Here is an 18,020-nt window from a genome sequence, read left to right on the forward strand (position 1 = left end):
GCCGGCGACGCATCCCGTAGCAAGAAGGCCGGCGCGCGCGGACGCGCGACCGGTCGCTCCAAAGCCAGGGAACGGCCCTTGTCACCGAATTATCTTCTGAAGCGGCTTTTGATGATCGTCTACACGCTCTTCATCGTGTCGCTCGTCGTCTTCGCGATCACCCAGGTCCTGCCGGCGGATGCCGCCGTCATGATGCTCGGGGAGAACGCCACCGATCAGGCGCTCGAGGCGCTGCGCCAGCATATGGGGCTGAACGATCCCGTCTGGCTGCAATATCTGCACTGGCTGGGCGGTATCCTGCATGGCGATTTCGGCCAGTCGCTGCGCACCGGCCAGCCTGTCGGCCCGGTCATGCTCCAGGCGCTCGGCCGTTCGCTTCTGCTCGCTGTCCTGTCCATCGCGTTGATGCTGGTGCTCGCCATACCGCTCGGTGTGCTTGCAGCGATCCGCCGCGGCAAGCTCGCCGACATGATCGTCAGTCTCATCTCCTATGCGGGCGTATCGCTGCCGGAATTCGTGACGGCGACGCTTGCGGTGCTCTTCGTTGCGGATTGGGCGAAGCTTTTGCCGCCGACGGGCTATGTGCCGCTGACCGAGAATTTTCTCGACGGGCTTGCCCATCTGGCGCTCCCGGTTTGCGTGGTGTCGATCATCCTCATCGCGCATGTCTCCCGCATGGTGCGTTCCGAACTCGTGGACGTGCTGCATACCGATTACATTCGCGCGGCGCGGCTCAAGGGTCTTTCCACGTCGAGAGTGCTGTTCGGCCACGCACTGCGCAACGCCCTGCTGCCGACCATCACCGTCGTCGCGCTCGATGTCGGCTATCTCCTGGGCGGCATCATTGTCGTCGAGGAAATCTTCGCCCTTCCCGGCATCGGCCGGCAATTGATCGTCGCCATCCAGACGCGCGACCTCCCGGCGATCCAGGCCGGCGTCCTGCTCATGGCGGCAACCTATTCCATCGTCAATTTCGCCGCCGACATTCTCTACGCATGGCTCGACAAGAGGATCCAGTATGATTGAGCTTCTCAAACGGCTGCTGCGCACGCCGCAGGGCGCAGTCGGCCTTGTTCTGGTCGTCCTGGTCTTCATCGTCGTCGTCTTCGGTCCCTTTCTTGCCCCACGCGATCCGGAAGCCATGTCGATACTTGCCCGCTACAAGGGGCCGAGCGCCAGCTTCCTTCTCGGCACGGATCAGTATGGCCGCGACATCCTGAGCCGCCTGTTGATCGGCGCGCGCTCGACCGTGACGATGGCGGTCCTCGCCACGCTTGCCGGCACCTTTGCCGGAGCCTTCATCGGCACGGTATCCGCCTTCCTCGGCGGGCGTGCCGACGAGATCATCATGCGCACCATCGACGCGATCATGGCGATCCCGAACCTCCTGTTCGCGCTGCTGATCGTCAACCTGCTCGGATCCAGCAGCATCAATGCGCTGGTCGCCGTTGCCGTCGCCTTCGCGCCGGGCATGGCGCGCATCACTCGCAGTGTCGCACTTACCGTGCGCAAGCAGGACTATGTGAGCGCGGCGATCGCCCGTGGCGAAAGCTCCCGATACATTATCCTGCGCGAGATGCTGCCGAATGTCGTGGCACCCATTGTGGTCGAAACGACGATCCGCGTGTCCTTCGCCGTCATGCTGTTCGCAACGCTGAGCTTCCTCGGGCTCGGCGCCCAGCCGCCTGCCACCGAATGGGGTCTGATGGTCTCGGAGGCGAGACAATACATGCACATCAGCGCCGGCATCCTGATCTGGCCAAGCCTCGCAATCGCCATTGTCGCCATCGGCTTCAATCTGCTTGGCGACGGCCTGCGCGACGCGCTGAACCCGCGCACCGGAGGCTGAGATGACAGAAGCTGCAAACAATACCGTCCTTCAGGTCCACAACTATTCACTCGATTATCAGACGGCGAGCGGCGCGTTTCATGCGCTGAAGAATATCGATCTCGAAGTCGGTGCCGGTGAAATTCTCGGCCTTGTCGGCGAATCCGGCTCCGGAAAGACCTCGATGGCCTGGTCGATCATGCGCTACCTGCCGTCAAACGCCCGCGAGGTTGGCGGCGAAATCCGGCTTCGTGGCGAGGATCTCACGGCAAAATCGCCGGCCGAGGTCAATCGCATGCGCGGCAAGCGGATCAGCATGGTGTTCCAAGACCCCGGCACCTCGCTCAACCCCACGCTTTCGCTCGGCACCCAGCTCACGGAAACGCTGAAGCGCCATCGCGGTCTGACCGGAAAACAGGCATGGAGCGAAGGGGAAGCCATGCTGGATCGCGTTGGCCTTAAGAGCCCGGCGGAGATGATGAAGCGAATGCCGCACGAAGCATCGGGCGGTGAGAAGCAGCGCGTCGTCATCGCCACCGCCTTTGCCTGCAATCCGGAATGCATCATCTTCGATGAACCCACAACGGCACTCGACGTCATTACGTCTCGCCAGATCCTCGACCTCTTCCTGGATCTGCAGGCCGAAACGGGCGTCGCCTCGCTCTATATCTCGCATGACCTTGCCTTGCTGTCGCGTACGGCAAAACGCGTTGCCGTCATCCGGCGCGGCGAGATCGTCGAACAGGGCGCGGTCGATGATATCTTCAATGCGCCACAGCACGACTATACGCGCCAGCTGATCGCCGCCGTGCCCCGGCCTAACGACCGCCTGACGCAGACGCGTCCGTCCTATCAAGACCAGCCGTTGATGAAGGTCGAGAATGTCAGCGTGCATTACGGCCGCAAGCCGTTTCTGTCGGCGCTGACCGGCCGGTCCTTCGAACGCTTCGCCGGCAATCGCGCCGTCAGTCTCAGCGTGCAGCCGGGAGAAATCCTCGGCATCGTCGGCGAATCCGGTTCGGGCAAATCGACGCTTGCCAAGGCAATGACCGGGCTCAATCCGTTCGAGGGCCAAATGACGTTTGCCGGACGGACGATTGCGGGCCTTGCCGACATGGACCGGACCTATCGCAAGAACGTCCAGATGATCTTCCAGCATCCGGATGCCTCGCTCAATCCGCGCCAGAAGATCCGCGAAATCCTGGCGAGGCCGCTGAAACTCTATGGCGAAGGCGAGAACGGCACCATGACCCAACGGATCGGCGACATGCTCGAGCAGGTCCGCCTGCCGCGCAGCCATGCCGATCGCTACCCGCATCAGCTCTCCGGCGGCGAAAAGCAGCGCGTCGCCATCGCCCGCGCCTTCGCATCCAGACCGAAGCTGGTGATCTGCGACGAGATCACCTCCGCGCTCGACGTCTCGGTGCAGGCCTCCATCATCGAGCTGCTTTTGGAACTGCATCGCGAGCATTCCACCGCCTTCCTCTTCATCACCCACGACCTCAACCTCATTCGCCAGATCGCCCACCGCATCGCGGTGATGTATCGCGGCGATCTCCTCGAAGTCGTACCGGCGGAAGACATCACCAGCCCCGAGCGGGCCGACTACACGCGCCGGCTGCTTGCCGCGGTGCCGACGCCGGCCGGCGCCGCCCCCACAGAACCAGACGTCTAAGGAGCATCAAAAATGGACTCGAAATCACTCATCGGAACAATCGATGAGAAAAGCTGCCTCGACTTTCTGTCGATGATGGTTCGCCAGAAGAGCCATTCCCAGACCGAGGGTGAGCGCGAGCTTGCGCGCATCATGGCACGGCAGATGGAAGTGATCGGGCTTCAGTCCGAGCTGCAACCCTTTGACAATGGCGAGCGTTTCAACGCGATCGGACGCCTGAAGGGAACCGGCGGCGGCAAGAGCCTGCTCTTCAACGGCCATCTCGACACCAATCCGGTCACTGAGGGCTGGACCGTCGATCCCTGGGGCGGTCTCGTCGACGACAAGTTCATCTATGGTATCGGCGTATCCAACATGAAGGCGGGGGATGCTGCCTATTTCTGCGCAATCAAGACCTTGCTCGACGCCGGCGTCAAGCTCAAGGGCGACGTGATCCTCACCTATGTCGTCGGTGAGCTTCAGGGCGGCGTGGGCACGCTCGCCGCCATCCGCAGCGGCGTCAAAGCCGACTATTTCATCAACAGCGAGCCGAGCGATCTTGCCGCCGTGACGATGCATGCCGCCGCGCTGAGCTTCGTGATCGAGCTGACCGGCGACACGCGGCACCTGTCCAAACGCGAACAATCGGTCGACGCCATCGCCGCGGCCTGCGATCTCATCCCGCGCATCAATGCCATGACCTTCAGCGATGCCAGAAGCGAAGTGCACCGGTCGATCAATCGCGGTCATGTCGGCGTCGTCCATGGCGCGCTCGGGCGTGAGCTGGAAGAATGGCGCCCACCGCAGGTTGCCGATTTCGTCCGTATCCGGGGCTCGGCCCGCTATGCGCCCGGCCAGACGCAGGAAGGCGTGCTTGCCGATCTCGCTGCGGAATTGACGGAGCTCGAAAAGCGCTTTCCCGGGTTGAAGGCAAAGCTGGTGCCCGAGATGATCGAGGGTCGTCCCCTGATGCCCCCTTTCGAAGTCTCGCCGACGTCGCGCATCGTAACCTCGATCAACGCCGCCTATGAGGCCGTCCGGGGCGAGAAGCAGCCGACCGGCGCCATTACGCCCACACGTTTTTACGGGACGGATGCCGGCCATCTGTACCATGAGCTCGGCATGGAGGGCATCGTCTGCGGGCCGGGCGGCCGGTACAACACGATGCCGGACGAACGTGTCGACATCGTCGACTATCTCGACATGATCCGGGTCTACATGCTCACCATTCTCGACATTTGCGAGGTTGCCTGAGGCTCCATGTTTCCTCGTGACGAATATGATTGGCGGATCGCCAAGGCACACGCCGCGATGGATGCCGCTGCCGTCGATCTGCTCCTGATCGACAGCGGCGAGCTTCTCGCATGGCTTACCGGCTATACAGTTTCGGAGACCATGTATCGTGCCGCTTTTCTACCGCGACACGGCACACCATGGTTCGTCCTGCGAGAACTCGACGAAGCGCCATGCCGGGAAAAGACCTGGATTTCCGACATTATCGGCTTTGCCGACACGGTCAGTCCGCATGAGGCCATCGCCGGCAGCATCCATGCTCAGGGTTTTGCCAATGCCCGTATCGGGACTGACTTCGCCTCCTACAGCTTCAGCGCCGATACGGCGGCCAGGCTTCGGGCGCATCTGCCCCAAGCGCAATTCGTCGCCCTTCCCGGCATCAGCGACAGTCTGCGTTGGGTCAAATCAGCCCGTGAGATTGCCGTTCTGACGCAAGCGGCCGGCATCGCTGACAAGGCCATGCTGGCAATAGCGCAGAGTACGAGGGCCGGCTCTTCGACCCGTACGGCTGCGGCAACCGCGGCTGCCACCTTCCTGCTAGAAGGTGCCGACAGCGGAGAGACCGGTCCGATCGTCAAGGCGAGCGGCGACCACCAATTCCTGCATGGTTCTTTCAAGAGCGAATTGCTTGACGCAGGTGATATTCTGCATGTGGAGCTTATTCCGCGCGTGGGCGGTTATGGCGCCCGTCTCATGCGGCCGATCGTCATCGGTGAAGCAACCGCGAAACTTCGGGATATCGCCTCCCGCATCATCGCATTGCAGGATCAGCAGATCGAAGCCATGAAGCCGGGCGTTTCTGCTTGTGAGGTGGATGCCATTGTCCGTCAGGGCCTCATGTCGTCAGGATTGAGACAGCGTTACGACAACGTAACGGCCTATACGCTTGGTCTTTATACCCGCACGCCGCGCACCAGCGATTTCTCTCGGGTTTTCCTGCCGGATGCGAATTGGCCACTGGAGGAAGGTATGGTTTTCCATATCTATGCGACAGCCGCCAGGCTTGGATTCAGCGAAACGGTTGTCGTTACGCCGGAGGGCGGACGACGTCTGACGATGACGGGGCGCCACCTCCTCGGCTCGGAGAAATGGCAGGCGTAGCAGCTCGGGGCCAATCGTGCGGATTTCATCCCGCCAGCGGCAGTCGTATTTTTCGAAAATACAGACCTTGCAGATCGCGGTTTGCGTTTCATCTAATAGAAGCCTCGGCGTTGGCGATAGGCAGCGCCGGCGGAGCAAGGTTTAGGTGAAATGAGCGGGTTTGATCCGCTCATCCCTTTCTGAAGATCGGGTGAGGCCGCATGATAAGGTCGAGTCGACACGCGCCGAAAGCCGGAACCAAGCGGTTTCAGAAATTCGCCTTCATCACTGCCTTCGCGATATTGACAGCGGTAACCGCTCTTCTGGACTGCCGCTTTGTTTGGCGTGCCGTTACGGCCGGGATGAATCGAGAGAAAACCGTCGGTGTCGTCATTGCGCTCGACCGCCACGTAGAAATAGCTCCGCTCCGGAAAGCTTCTGTTATGAACCGGGGCTCTGACACCGTTACGACCTACGCGCCGATTGTCGTCTTTCAAGGGGACGATGGTATGTCCTATCGGGTACAGGGAGGGGTCTACTCGAGCTACAATCCGGCCAGGATTGGCGATCAGATCCCCGTCTATTATCGCCATGATGATCCGCATGACGCAATCATCGCATCCTTCCAGGAAATATGGTTGCCGGTGATCGTTGGAAGCGGCATGGCTGCCGCCTTTGCGCTTGCCTTGTTCGGAACGATCTGGCTGACGCGCGAAAAGCCTGCGGACGGTGAGGCTGTGTCGAGGCCCTAACCGAGCGCCTGACTGGCAAGAGCATATTTAGCCATCATCCCGGCGACAGCCTTGTCTCTGTCGGAGGGATGCTTTCCAAGCGACATGGTCAGGACGGTATCGCAGACGATCATGCCACTCTGGGACACGTAAGATGCAAAGTCGCCGCTCTCCATATGGGTATCGAGGCGCAGAAACTGACCGGAATGGCTGCTTACATGCGGCGCGACCACGGCAATCGCGTCAGCGTCATTGGACGCAACGACCGGTCCGACGACATGGCTGCGTCCGAAAGGCCGGCACAATGCGAAAGCCTGCAGATCCGCTCCACGGAACAGACCATAGCCGATCGATTGCTCGTTGAGACGCCTGACCAGTTCCGAGCGGTCGACACCGAAGGCAACGGCATCAAGCCGAAGGATCGCAGCAAGATCGTCGGTGCCAAGTTGCCGTACCGTGCCCTCCGAAGTTAGCGGCGCAAAATCCTTTGCGATCCGCGCCTCCCCCTGACATTGGTAGACCGTCTTTTCCGGCTTGAAATCCAGTGAAAGATATAGGCGGCGCGCCGCCTGGGTCGCACTGAGGCTGAGGCGGCGTCCCGCTACTTTGTCCAGGATCCGGCTCATCAGCCATTGGCCGGTGCCATTGGTCTGCAGTCGCGGAGAGGTAATCACCATACCGACGGTGGCAAACTCGTCTCCATGCGGAAACCACATGGCAGATCCCATGACGCGACCGATTTCGTCGAGCGCGACGATGCCGCTACCCGTTTGCCGCAGAAATTCCCAGTCCTCGGCTCGATGCGGCCACCGGACCGAGATCGACAGCGCGTGCAACTGATCGAGTTCCACGTCTTTGATGTCGCCGATATGCATGGAGAAAGCATCGACCCGCAAACTGTCTGATACCTTCACTGGACCACCTCAAAACTTGCTATCCATAGTCATACGCCAAAACAGAGGCGCTCCCCGCCGATAAGGATAGGCGACGCCCGTCGATACAATTAGCTCGAATTGCCTGTGCCCGCACAACAATCGACTGAAACACCTCGACATTCGGCATGCAATTATGAAAGCAGCCGCCATGCTATGGGGGAAATATCCGCAATTTGCCGCAGCCGCTGAGGAGCATATGGACACGGTTGAAATCCTCGCCCGTCTTGTCGCCTTTCCGAGCGTCGTCGGCACGCCGAATGACGGCATAGTCGACTGGATCCGGACGTATCTGCAAGATCTCGGAATCCACGTCACCGTGCTTCCAGGGCCTGAAGGCGACAGGTCCAACATCTTTGCCACGATCGGGCCCAGGGATGTCGCAGGTTATATTCTGTCCGGACATATGGATGTCGTTCCCGCCGGAGAGCCGAGCTGGACCTCGGAACCCTTCGCGCTCAGTCGGGAGGCAGACCGGCTCTATGGGCGGGGAACGACGGATATGAAAGGGTTTCTTGCCGCCGCACTCGCGGCCGCGCCGGAGCTAGCCAGGGCAAACCTCGCCCGCCCCATTCATCTGGCATTCTCCTATGACGAAGAAGCGGGATGCCGGGGCGTACCGCATCTTCTGGCGCAGATGAAGGCGCTTTGCGCACATCCGCAAGGTGCCATCATCGGCGAGCCGAGCCGCATGCAGGCCGCGCGCGCCCATAAGGGGAAAGCGGCAGCGCGCGTCACGATCGGCGGAAAGGCAGGCCATTCATCTCGTCCGGACCTCGCGCTCAACGCCATTCATGCCATGTCGAAAGTGCTCAGCTCGGCAGTCGATGAAGCTCATAAACTGACGCTCGGCCCCTTCGATCCCGCATTCGAGCCGCCCTATTCGACGCTTCAGGCAGGTATTATTTCCGGCGGACTGGCGCTGAACATCGTTCCCGATAGTTGCCGTCTCGACCTTGAGGCGCGGGGCATTGCCAATGTCGATCCCGAGGAGCTGCTTGCTCCGATCAGGCACAGCGCAGAGATACTTAGGGAACAGGGCTTCTCCGTGGACTGGATCCCGCTCAGCGCCTATCCCGCGCTATCGCTTGCCGAGAACGCGCCGCTCGCAACCCTGCTGGAGGAGATCACCGGCAAGCCGTCGCTTGCCGCGGTCAGCTATGGGACCGAGGCTGGCCTATATCAGGCGGCCGGCATCGATGCGATCATCTGCGGGCCTGGTGATATCGAGCGCGCTCACAAGCCGGACGAATACATTCTGGAAGCCGAGCTTGCGGAATGCCGCCAGATGATATCAGCGCTGGCTGCGCGATGTGCGCGATCCTGATGGAGCAATTGCCGTGACGTTTCTCTTCAATTCGGATGCCAGGCGCGGTGCGATCTTTGCCCGGGCCTTCGCCGAGGAACTCCCTGATCTGGCATTTTCCATGGATGCGGCAAGCGTCGATCCGGACGAGGTTCGCTTCCTGATCACCTGGACAGTGCCAGACGACCTCGCCCGTTACCGCAATCTGGAAATCCTGTTTTCGATCGGCGCCGGCGTCGACCAGTTCAAGACGGACCTCGTACCCGAGCATGTGAAGATCGTCCGTATGGTCGAGGATGGCATCGTCAGGATGATGCAGGAATATGTGACACTTGCCGTGCTGGCCCTGCATCGCGACCTTCTCTCCTATCTTGCCCAGCAGCGCACCGAGGAATGGCGCGCCCTGCCTCCGCGTCAGGCGCATGAGAGGCGGATCGGAGTTCTGGGATTGGGGGTTCTCGGAACGGCCGTGCTTGAACGGCTGAAGCCTTTCGGCTTCCCGCTTGCCGGCTGGAGTAGATCACCCCGGTCAATCGAAGGTGTCGAATGCCATCATGGTGATGCTGGCCTCCGAACCATGGTGGCGGCAACGGATATTCTCATTTGCCTGCTGCCTCTGACTCAGGAGACCACGGGGTTCTTGAACGACACTCTTCTTGGCACTCTTCCGGCCGGGGCGATGCTGGTGCATGCCGGTCGCGGCCCACAGCTCGATGCACACGCGCTGATCGAGGCGCTAGAGACCGGCCATCTTGCAGCGGCGGTGATCGACGTGACCGACCCTGAGCCGCTGCCCACAGATCATCCTTTGTGGCGACACCCAAGAATCATGCTCACCCCGCATATCGCCAGCGTGACGCAGCCTGATACCGCCGCACGCGCGGTGATCGACAACATCCGTCGTTATCGCGCGGGCCTGGACCCCATCGGGCTCGTCGACCGGCAACGCGGCTATTGAACCCATAGCAATGAAAGGCTCGACATGACCCTGCTCAAAACCGTTATAACCAATCCTGAGACGGCGCCGCGTGAATCCAAGGCCCTGCCGGAAAGGCTGATTGCCGGCGACCCGTCATTCAAGACCTGGGCACAGGATGAGGCGAAGGATGGCGCAGTACGCACCGGTGTCTGGGAGGCAACGCCTGGTGAGACCCGGTCGATCAAGGGCGAGACCTTCGAATTCTGCCATATCCTGTCGGGTGTCGTCGAGATCACCCCTGATGGCGGCGATCCGGCGGTCTACAGGGCCGGCGACAGTTTTGTGATGAAGCCCGGCTTCACGGGCAGATGGAAGACGATCGAGACCGTTCGCAAAATCTACGTGACGGTGGGATAAAAGCTGCTGGCTGCCGCAACAGAAATCACTGTTCGCCCTCGCTAAAACGCAAGATTCGTCGGCATGCCCGCCGGCATACGAAGCAAGCTGCTCGTAAGCCGGCGCTAGGCTTTGGCAAAGCCTTAAGAAAGAGCCTCCCATGAGCTTGAGTTTCGATCCTGACACATTGCCATTGCCGATCGGCCACTTCATCGGCGGGGAACTCATTGAAGCTCCCGGCGCGATAGAGATGCACAGGCCCTCCGATGGCAAGCCCTACGCAGGCTGCCCGATTGCAGGCCCCGAGATGGTGGACCGGTCCGTCGAATCGGCCAAGGCGGCATTGAAAGCAAGCAACTGGAGTGGCCTGCGCCCACGCGAACGTGTCCGCGTACTGCATGCCTGGGCCGACCTGATCGAAGCCGAAGCCGAAAACCTTGCCCGGGTCGAGGCTCTGTCGTCCACACGCCTCATCGCGCAACTGGTGGCCGGCGACATCGCCGTCACCGCCGAACAGATCCGCTTCTTTGCCGAATTCGCCGACAAGGAAGGCAGCGATGTCGTGCCGACCGATGACAAGACCTTCGGCATGATCCTCAGCGAACCCTATGGCGTCGTCGGCGCGATCACGCCCTGGAACTTTCCGGTCTCCATGGCCGGCTGGAAGCTCGGCCCGGCGCTCGCTGCGGGTAATGCCGTCGTCCTCAAGCCCTCGGAGATGACACCGTTTTCGACTGTTTACCTGGCCGAGCTCGCCGTGAGGGCCGGATTGCCCGCCGGCCTTTTCAACGTCGTCCTCGGCGACGGACTCTCAACCGGTACTGCGCTCACCGGCCATCCCGACATCGCCAAGGTCAGCTTCACCGGCTCGACGCGCGCCGGCTCGGCGATCATGGAGAATATCGCCCGCACCGGTATCAAGCCCGTGACGCTCGAGCTTGGCGGCAAGAGCCCGCAGATCGTCTTCAAGGATGCCGATCTTTCGAAGGCGGCCGATGCGATCGTCGGCAGTGTTCTCTTCAATGCCGGCCAGGCCTGCGTCGCCGCGACACGCGTGATCGTGGAGGCAAGCGTGGCTGGAGAGTTTACGCAAGCGCTCATCGCGCGGATGGCCGACGTCGGGCCCGGCCCCACCTGGGATGCAGCGACACGCTATTCGCCGATCATCTCCGAGCGCCAGCGTGACCGGATCGACGCGATCGTTGCCGCCGCGATCAACGAAGGCGGCCGCTGTATCGCCGGCGGCAAGCCAATGGACCGGTCAGGCTATTTCTACGAGCCGACGCTTTTGACCGATCTCGATCCGTCGTCTCCAGCCATTCTCGAGGAGATCTTTGGGCCGGTCCTGACGCTGCAGACCTTTGAGGACGAGGAGGAGGCGATGGCTCTTGCCGATCACCCGACCTACGGGCTTGCTGCGGGCCTGTTTACATCGGACCTGTCGCGCACCATCCGCCTCAGCCGTCAGATCCAGGCAGGCACGATCTGGGTCAATCGCTACAGCCGCTCACGCGATCATATTCTGCCCACCGGCGGCTACAAGCGCTCCGGCATCGGCAAGGATCTGGGGCGCGAAGCCTATCTCGCCAACCGAAAGACCAAGAGTGTGCTCATCAACCTCTAAGGGACCTACAGCCATGAAGACCTATTCCATTGCCCTGATCCCCGGCGACGGCATCGGCCGGGACGTGACGGACGCCGCATGGTCGGTGCTGCAAGTCGCGGCCAAAACTTGCGGTTTCGCATTGAACGGCACCGAATTTCCTTGGTCATGCGCATTCTACAAGCAAATCGGGCGGATGATGCCCGAAGACGGGATCGAGACGCTGAGGACGTTCGATGCCATCCTGCTCGGCGCGGTCGGCTGGCCGGCCGAAGTGCCTGATGCGGTCTCGCTGCATGGCCTGCTGCTGCCGATCCGCAAGGCCTTCGTGCAATATGCCAATATCCGACCGCACCGGCTGCTGCCTGGGGTACAGGGACCATTGCGGGCGGAGGCCTTCGACATTCTTTGCATCCGCGAAAACACCGAGGGCGAATATTCGGGCGCCGGCGGCCGCGTCCATCAAGGTACCAACGATGAAGTCGCGGTGGAGACGTCGATCTTTACCCGCGCGGGTGTCGAGCGGATCTTACGTTTCGGCTTCGAGCAGGCGCGCAGCCGGCGGGGCAAGCTTGCCTCCGTCACCAAGTCCAACGCCCAGAAATATTCGATGGTCTTCTGGGATGAAATCACGGCCAAGCTTGCGGCCGAATATCCTGATGTCGAGGTTTCGAGCTATCACATAGACGCCATGGCGGCGCGTATGGTGATGGCGCCGGAAAGCCTTGATGTCGTCGTCGCCTCCAATCTGTTCGGCGATATCCTGACCGATCTTGGCGCGGCCATTCAGGGCGGCCTTGGATTTGCGGCTTCGGCCAATATCAACCCACGGCGCGACGCACCTTCCATGTTCGAGCCGGTTCACGGTTCGGCCCCTGATATTGCCGGGCTCGGCATCGCCAATCCGATTGCCGCCATCTGGTCGGGCGCGATGATGCTCGATCATCTGGGCGAGAAGAATGCGGCTGCCCGCATCATCGCTGCCATGGAGGCGACAACGGCGCGCGGCATCGGCACTATTCCGGGCAAGGATCGAACGGAAACCATTACCGCCGGCATCATCGCCGCGTTCTCCTGACTGCAGAGGGACCTCATGTTGGATTTGAAAGACAAGCAGCTTTTCCGTGAGAAGGGATTGATCGACGGGCTTTGGATCTCAGCGGCATCCGGCGCGACGGTGGATGTTCACGACCCGGCCAGACAGGCCGCAATCGGCACCGTGCCCGATATGGGCTCCGCGGAGACGCGCAATGCGATCGTGGCCGCCGAGCGCGCGCAACGCAGCTGGAAGCGCAAGACCAATGCCGAGCGTGCCGCGCTTCTCGAAGCCTGGCACGATCTCATGCTTGAAAACGTCGACGATCTCGCCCTCATTCTGACGACGGAACAGGGCAAGCCGCTCGACGAAGCGCGTGGCGAAATTCGCTACGGCGCCTCCTTCGTGAAGTGGTTCGCCGAGGAAGCCCGCCGGATCAACGGTCACACGATTCCCTCCCCCACCCCAGATCGCCGCATCATCGTGCTCAAGGAGCCGGTCGGCGTCTGCGGTATCATCACGCCCTGGAATTTTCCCAATGCGATGATCACCCGCAAGGTCGCGCCGGCTCTTGCCGCCGGCTGCACCGTTGTCATCAAGCCCTCGGAATTTACCCCTTATTCTGCTCTCGCGCTCGGGGTACTGGCCGAACGCGCCGGCATCCCGGCCGGCGTCATCAATATCGTCACCGGCATGCCGGCCGAGATCGGCAACGAGATCATGCGCAACGAAACCGTGCGCAAGATCTCCTTCACCGGCTCGACCAGGGTGGGGGCGCTGCTGATGCGCGGTGCTGCCGACAGCATCAAGCGGCTCAGCCTCGAACTCGGCGGCAACGCGCCCTTCATCGTCTTCGACGACGCCGATCTCGACCTTGCCGTCGAGGGCGCGCTCATCTCCAAGTTCCGCAATGGCGGCCAGACCTGCGTCTGCGCCAACCGGCTCCTCGTGCAATCGAGCGTCTATGACGCCTTCGCAGCGAAACTGAAGGCAAAGGTCGATGCCATGAAGGTCGGCCCGGGCACCGAGGCCGGCGTGTCGATCGGCCCAATGATCAATCAAGCAGCCATCGAAAAGATCGACCGGCATGTTCGCGACGCCTTGGCAAAGGGTGCCAAGATCATCACATCGGCTCGGCAGCTACCCGATGGCGGGCAATATACGGCGCCGATCGTCCTGACCGGGGCGACAACGGAGATGGAGCTTGCCGGCGAAGAGACGTTCGGGCCGGTGGCGCCGCTTTTCCGCTTCGAGACCGAAGACGAGGCGATCGCGATCGCCAACGGCACGCCCTTTGGATTGGCCTCCTATTTCTATACTGACAATCTCAAGCGCGCCTGGCGCGTCGGCGAGGCCCTGGAGTTCGGCATGGTCGGGCTCAACACCGGTTCGGTTTCGATGGAAGTCGCACCCTTCGGCGGCGTCAAGCAATCCGGCATCGGCCGCGAGGGCGCGCAGGCCGGTATCGAGGAATATCTTGAGATGAAGAGCTTTCACATGGCCGGGCTTACCTAAATATGCCAGCTCTGGCTCATCATCTTCATGAGACCATTTCGATCCTCCGCAAGGAATTGTAATTGCGGCACACCAAAAGTGGTGCATAGATCATGACCGAGCAGCGGCCGGCGAAATCCGCCAGCGGACGTCGGGCGCCATCGGAATATGGAGACGACATGATCATTCGTTTTTGGCGAGCCGTGGCAGGTTCTGACGAAGTGCTGACCGCCTATGCGACGCACCTCGAAACAACGACTTTCGTTGAAATGGCGCAACTGCCCGGCCACCTTGGCGCAACCCTCGCCCGCAAGGTGCGAGGCGAAAACAATGAATTGGTGGTCATGAGCTTTTGGACGGACATGGCCTCCGCCGGCCATTTCGGCAAAGGCGATTTTGACGATGCGGTGGTGAAGCCGAGCACGCAGAAACTGTTGCGCTCCTTCGATCTGAAGGTCGAATATTTCGAGACTGTAGTTTCGACCGGGCTGGTCGCCGGTCAGGATCGTCCGCTTCAAGACGTCTAGAGCAATTCCAGGAAAAGTGCGTGAGCCGCTTTCCGTCCGGAATCGCGTGGAAAACGGAATCGCTCTAGGACAGCACATCAGAGCCTGATGGTCGTCATCACCCTAACCTGTCCAGCATCTTGTAATAGAGACCTACCAGCGGCAGGAACCATGGCTTGCCGAAATGGCCGGGTACAGCAGGCCAGTCGACGTCCTTCATGGGATTGCGATCTTCGCGGCCGAGCATGGCGTCAGCCATGATCATGCCGAGGTGCGTCGACAGTTGCGCGCCATGACCGGAATAGCCCATCGCATACCAGCTTCCATCGTGATAGCCGGCGCGCGGATAGCGATCCTTGGTCATGTCGACGAGACCGCCCCAGCAATAATCGATATCGACGCCGGCGAGCTGGGGGAATATCTCGGTCAGGCCCGCCTGGAGGATTGCGCCGCTCTTGGCGTCGGAGCGATGATCGGAGGTAGCGGAAAATCGTGCCCGCCCGCCGAACAACAACCGGTTGTCGGGCGACAGGCGGAAATAATTGCCGATGTTCATCGAGGTGACACAGGTGCGATTTCCCGGCATGACCGACGCGATCTCGTCCGCCGTCAGCGGCCGGGTTGCGATCAGGAAGCTGCCGACCGAGATGATCCGCCGGCGGAAATAGCCGAAATTCGGGGTCGTGTAGGCGCCGGTCGCCACCAGCACATTGTCGGCCGTGATCTCGCCGCGCGGCGTCACCAACCGATGCCGGCCATTCTCCTGGACCCTGTTCGTCACAGGCGCTGCCTCATGGATGACAGCACCATGGCGCACGGCAGCATCCGCAAGGCCGACCGCATAGCGGCCCATATGCATCATCGCGCTTTTCTTGAAAAGCATGGCTCCGTGGAAGGGCGAGCCGATTTCCTGTTTGAGATCGTCCGGCGTAAGCAGTGCCGTATCCGCATCGACTTCGGCATGAACGGCTTCGAAATTACTGGCGATTGATGCGAAATGCTGTGGCTTCGATGCCAGTTTCAATTTTCCGGCCCGCCGGAAATTGCAGTCGATCCCCTCCTCGGCGACAAGCGCCTCGATCGTATCGATGGAAGCGTCGAGCGCCTTATAGAGTGCGATCGCCCTGTCCTTGCCGAGTTCGGCCTTGGCGGCCGGATAGCTATGGGCAAGGCCGTTGTTCAGATGGCCGCCATTGCGGCCCGAGGCGCCCCAGCCGACACGCTCGGCTTCAAGCACCACGACCCTCGCGCCAGCCTTGGCCAGTTGCCGGGCCGCGGACAGTCCGGTGAAACCGGCTCCTATGACACAGGCGTCGTATCGCCCTTCGACCGGACCTTGCCGGCCTCCGGCAAAGATCGGCGCCGTATCGTGCCAATAGGAGACGAATTTCATGAGACTACCCTTCCCTTATAGCCCGACGACGCCGGCCAGGCCGGATATGTCTGCGATCTCGACATAGCCGTAATAGGGATTTGCAGGTTCATGGCCGCGATTGACCCAGACCTTGTTCTTGATGCCGAGATCATGCGCCGACATCAGGTCGTAGCGGAAGGAGGACGAGCAATGCAGGATGTCCTCCGGTCCGCAACCCAGCATGTCGAACATATATTCAAAGGCCTTGAAGCGCGGCTTGTAGGCATTGGCCTGTTCTGCCGTATAGACGGCATGGAAAGGTGCGCCAAGCTTGTCGACATTCGACATGATCTGGCTGTTCATCGCGTTGGAGAGGATCACCAGCGGGATCTCCTTGGCAACTTTCGCCAGTCCGGCCGGCACATCGGGATGCGGCCCCCAGCTGGGTACACGCTCATAGATCGCCTTGGCGTCTTCCGCCCGAAACTTGACTCCATTTGCGCGGCAAGTCCGTTCGACGGCGTTGTGAACGACATCGGCATAGGGTTTCCAGTCGCCGAGAATCTCGTCCAGCCGATAGGCGGCGAAGTTCTTTGTAAACTGCTGCATCTTCGCTTCATCAAGTCCGGAGCCATAAATGTCGCGCGCCGCTTCGGCCATCTCGAAATTGATGAGCGTGCCATAGCAATCGAAGGTGATGTATTTCGGCCGGAAAGGCGCCATGTCCGTTCGTCCTCTGTCTAAAGGGCATCTGCGTTCTCTACTGAAACGATCATAGGCTGAAGTCCTGCGACGGACATGATCGAATTGGCGTCTCCGCAAAGCATATTGTTTCGTATGCGCGGCATGCTTTGGCAGACTGTTGCAGCAGACACGCATCGCTATGCTGTTTTGGGATCGTTAGAAAGCCGCCGAAACAGGATCGGCAGCATAAGATGCGGCCAATCGCATTCGCTACGGCGAAAGATATCACGACAAACCGCGCCTTCAGATAATCTGCCGTGCGGGGATCGCCGAGACTTGGGGGCAAGGAAAGGATGCCCCATGCGAACCGACAGCATAGATTTGGTCAGCTTCACACCGGAGCATATAGACGGTGCACTCGCCCTCTCGCGCCAAGCCAAATGGCCTCACCGCGCCGAAGACTGGAATCTGGTCTTGCGCTTGAGCCATGGCGTAGCAGCCATGGACGAAACGGGTCATGTTGTGGGTACCATCCTGATGACCCCCTACGGGGAAGATTGCGCGACAATCAATATGGTGATCGTCGACGAGAACCTGCGCGGCCGCGGGCTTGGCCGCAAGCTCATGGACGCGGCAATGGCGCTTGCCGGTGATCGGTCTCTAAGGCTCATCGCAACCACGGACGGACTGCCGCTCTATCGCAAGCTCGGCTTTGTCGCCGAGGGCGAGATCTTCCAGCACCAGGGGCATCTTGCCGATCTCGTTCCGGGAGGGGATGTCGAGGCTGCGACCGCCGATGACTTTTCCGCGATCAAAACGCTCGACCGCGCAGCCTTCGGTGCCGACCGCAGCTCATTGATCGACGCCCTTGCGAACATCGCGCAAGTCGTTGTCTTTCGGCGTAATGGCCGCGTCGAAGCCTATGGCGCTCTGCGCGCCTTCGGGCGCGGCGAGGTGATCGGGCCTGTAGTCGCAACGAATGCCGAGGATGCGAAGTCTGTGATAACGGCGCTCGCCCTTCGCAAGTCGAGCACCTTCTTGCGAGTCGATACGAACGAAGGCTCGGGGCTGACTGGCTGGCTGGCGGAAATCGGCCTCAGCCATGTGGGTGGCGGCATTGCGATGCGACGACCGACTGGCAATGCGGTGGTCAGCCAGAACGCAAGAATATTTGCATTGGCCAATCAGGCCCTCGGATAATCTG

Annotated in this window: 18 protein-coding genes; 14 read left to right on the forward strand and 4 right to left on the reverse strand. The window is 61.0% G+C overall.

The genetic code is table 11. From position 1 onward, the window contains the following. Positions 1-78 precede the first annotated feature (78 nt). From ABOK31_RS28100 to ABOK31_RS28120, 5 genes are read left to right on the forward strand one after another with little or no spacing between them, the layout of a single operon-like run. Positions 79-1,026: an ABC transporter permease gene (locus ABOK31_RS28100; RefSeq protein WP_349962088.1), complete on the forward strand. Its 948-nt coding sequence runs from the start codon at positions 79-81 to the stop codon at positions 1,024-1,026. Next, entirely contained in the window at positions 1,019-1,849 is an 831-nt protein-coding gene (locus ABOK31_RS28105) for an ABC transporter permease (protein ID WP_349962090.1), read from the forward strand. The genes ABOK31_RS28100 and ABOK31_RS28105 overlap by 8 nt, the downstream gene beginning before the upstream one ends. Before the next feature lies 1 nt (position 1,850). Beyond that, entirely contained in the window at positions 1,851-3,503 is a 1,653-nt protein-coding gene (locus ABOK31_RS28110) for an ABC transporter ATP-binding protein (protein ID WP_349962092.1), read from the forward strand. Between the two features lie 12 nt (positions 3,504-3,515). Then, entirely contained in the window at positions 3,516-4,736 is a 1,221-nt protein-coding gene (locus ABOK31_RS28115; RefSeq protein ID WP_349962093.1) for a M20/M25/M40 family metallo-hydrolase, read from the forward strand. Positions 4,737-4,742: 6 nt separating this feature from the next. Continuing rightward, positions 4,743-5,876, forward strand: a complete 1,134-nt coding sequence (locus ABOK31_RS28120) for a Xaa-Pro peptidase family protein (protein ID WP_349962094.1) — start codon at positions 4,743-4,745, stop codon at positions 5,874-5,876. Between the two features lie 92 nt (positions 5,877-5,968). Here ABOK31_RS28120 and ABOK31_RS28125 read toward each other — a convergent pair whose 3' ends face one another. Then, entirely contained in the window at positions 5,969-6,265 is a 297-nt protein-coding gene (locus ABOK31_RS28125) for a hypothetical protein (RefSeq protein WP_349962873.1), read from the reverse strand. Here ABOK31_RS28125 and ABOK31_RS28130 point away from each other — a divergent pair. Continuing rightward, positions 6,158-6,607: a DUF3592 domain-containing protein gene (locus ABOK31_RS28130; protein WP_349962863.1), complete on the forward strand. Its 450-nt coding sequence runs from the start codon at positions 6,158-6,160 to the stop codon at positions 6,605-6,607. The two genes, ABOK31_RS28125 and ABOK31_RS28130, sit on opposite strands and share 108 nt — an antisense overlap. On the opposite strand, the gene ABOK31_RS28135 is transcribed toward ABOK31_RS28130, so the two are convergent. Continuing rightward, a complete protein-coding gene (locus tag ABOK31_RS28135) occupies positions 6,604-7,461 on the reverse strand; it encodes a GNAT family N-acetyltransferase (RefSeq protein ID WP_349962864.1) in 858 nt (285 codons plus the stop codon). The two genes, ABOK31_RS28130 and ABOK31_RS28135, sit on opposite strands and share 4 nt — an antisense overlap. A gap of 256 nt (positions 7,462-7,717) precedes the next feature. Here ABOK31_RS28135 and argE point away from each other — a divergent pair, with 256 nt between their 5' ends. From argE to ABOK31_RS28170, 7 genes are all read left to right on the forward strand, one after another. Next, a complete protein-coding gene (gene argE, locus ABOK31_RS28140) occupies positions 7,718-8,845 on the forward strand; it encodes an acetylornithine deacetylase (protein WP_349962866.1) in 1,128 nt (375 codons plus the stop codon). 13 nt (positions 8,846-8,858) lie between these two features. Next, positions 8,859-9,782, forward strand: a complete 924-nt coding sequence (locus tag ABOK31_RS28145) for a glyoxylate/hydroxypyruvate reductase A (RefSeq protein WP_349962096.1) — start codon at positions 8,859-8,861, stop codon at positions 9,780-9,782. 24 nt (positions 9,783-9,806) lie between these two features. Continuing rightward, a complete protein-coding gene (locus ABOK31_RS28150; RefSeq protein WP_174172412.1) occupies positions 9,807-10,160 on the forward strand; it encodes a cupin domain-containing protein in 354 nt (117 codons plus the stop codon). A 139-nt stretch (positions 10,161-10,299) separates the two neighbouring features. Then, the gene (locus ABOK31_RS28155; protein ID WP_349962097.1) at positions 10,300-11,763 is read left to right on the forward strand and encodes an aldehyde dehydrogenase family protein; all 1,464 of its coding nucleotides are present in this window, start codon (positions 10,300-10,302) and stop codon (positions 11,761-11,763) included. Positions 11,764-11,776: 13 nt separating this feature from the next. Beyond that, positions 11,777-12,820, forward strand: coding sequence for a tartrate dehydrogenase (locus ABOK31_RS28160; RefSeq protein WP_349962099.1), 1,044 nt, complete (start codon positions 11,777-11,779; stop codon positions 12,818-12,820). A gap of 15 nt (positions 12,821-12,835) precedes the next feature. Next, positions 12,836-14,293 (forward strand): NAD-dependent succinate-semialdehyde dehydrogenase, encoded by a 1,458-nt coding sequence (locus tag ABOK31_RS28165; protein WP_349962101.1) that lies wholly within the window; start codon positions 12,836-12,838, stop codon positions 14,291-14,293. Positions 14,294-14,451: 158 nt separating this feature from the next. Further along, entirely contained in the window at positions 14,452-14,799 is a 348-nt protein-coding gene (locus ABOK31_RS28170; RefSeq protein ID WP_174172416.1) for a hypothetical protein, read from the forward strand. A gap of 97 nt (positions 14,800-14,896) precedes the next feature. On the opposite strand, the gene ABOK31_RS28175 is transcribed toward ABOK31_RS28170, so the two are convergent. Then, positions 14,897-16,171, reverse strand: a complete 1,275-nt coding sequence (locus ABOK31_RS28175; RefSeq protein ID WP_349962103.1) for an FAD-binding oxidoreductase — start codon at positions 16,169-16,171, stop codon at positions 14,897-14,899. Between the two features lie 15 nt (positions 16,172-16,186). Further along, positions 16,187-16,855 carry a haloacid dehalogenase type II gene (locus ABOK31_RS28180; RefSeq protein ID WP_174172418.1) on the reverse strand — a complete coding sequence of 223 codons (669 nt, stop codon included), beginning with the start codon at positions 16,853-16,855 and terminating at the stop codon, positions 16,187-16,189. Positions 16,856-17,176: 321 nt separating this feature from the next. Here ABOK31_RS28180 and ABOK31_RS28185 point away from each other — a divergent pair, with 321 nt between their 5' ends. Next, positions 17,177-18,016, forward strand: coding sequence for a GNAT family N-acetyltransferase (locus ABOK31_RS28185; protein ID WP_349962106.1), 840 nt, complete (start codon positions 17,177-17,179; stop codon positions 18,014-18,016). The last annotated feature ends 4 nt before the right edge of the window (positions 18,017-18,020 follow it).

It is taken from the genome of Rhizobium sp. ZPR4 (assembly GCF_040215725.1).
Taxonomy (GTDB): domain Bacteria; phylum Pseudomonadota; class Alphaproteobacteria; order Rhizobiales; family Rhizobiaceae; genus Rhizobium; species Rhizobium rhizogenes_D.

What these genes read in the sequence shown, in the direction of transcription:
- ABOK31_RS28165 (WP_349962101.1), top strand. Translation starts at nt 12,836, where the DNA reads ATGTTGGATTTGAAAGACAAGCAGCTTTTCCGTGAGAAGGGATTGATC.
- argE (WP_349962866.1), top strand. Translation starts at nt 7,718, where the DNA reads ATGGACACGGTTGAAATCCTCGCCCGTCTTGTCGCCTTTCCGAGCGTC.
- ABOK31_RS28105 (WP_349962090.1), top strand. Translation starts at nt 1,019, where the DNA reads ATGATTGAGCTTCTCAAACGGCTGCTGCGCACGCCGCAGGGCGCAGTC.
- ABOK31_RS28120 (WP_349962094.1), top strand. Translation starts at nt 4,743, where the DNA reads ATGTTTCCTCGTGACGAATATGATTGGCGGATCGCCAAGGCACACGCC.
- ABOK31_RS28150 (WP_174172412.1), top strand. Translation starts at nt 9,807, where the DNA reads ATGACCCTGCTCAAAACCGTTATAACCAATCCTGAGACGGCGCCGCGT.
- ABOK31_RS28180 (WP_174172418.1), bottom strand. Translation starts at nt 16,855, where the DNA reads ATGGCGCCTTTCCGGCCGAAATACATCACCTTCGATTGCTATGGCACG.
- ABOK31_RS28155 (WP_349962097.1), top strand. Translation starts at nt 10,300, where the DNA reads ATGAGCTTGAGTTTCGATCCTGACACATTGCCATTGCCGATCGGCCAC.
- ABOK31_RS28135 (WP_349962864.1), bottom strand. Translation starts at nt 7,461, where the DNA reads ATGCATATCGGCGACATCAAAGACGTGGAACTCGATCAGTTGCACGCG.
- ABOK31_RS28170 (WP_174172416.1), top strand. Translation starts at nt 14,452, where the DNA reads ATGATCATTCGTTTTTGGCGAGCCGTGGCAGGTTCTGACGAAGTGCTG.
- ABOK31_RS28185 (WP_349962106.1), top strand. Translation starts at nt 17,177, where the DNA reads ATGCGAACCGACAGCATAGATTTGGTCAGCTTCACACCGGAGCATATA.
- ABOK31_RS28110 (WP_349962092.1), top strand. Translation starts at nt 1,851, where the DNA reads ATGACAGAAGCTGCAAACAATACCGTCCTTCAGGTCCACAACTATTCA.
- ABOK31_RS28160 (WP_349962099.1), top strand. Translation starts at nt 11,777, where the DNA reads ATGAAGACCTATTCCATTGCCCTGATCCCCGGCGACGGCATCGGCCGG.
- ABOK31_RS28175 (WP_349962103.1), bottom strand. Translation starts at nt 16,171, where the DNA reads ATGAAATTCGTCTCCTATTGGCACGATACGGCGCCGATCTTTGCCGGA.
- ABOK31_RS28115 (WP_349962093.1), top strand. Translation starts at nt 3,516, where the DNA reads ATGGACTCGAAATCACTCATCGGAACAATCGATGAGAAAAGCTGCCTC.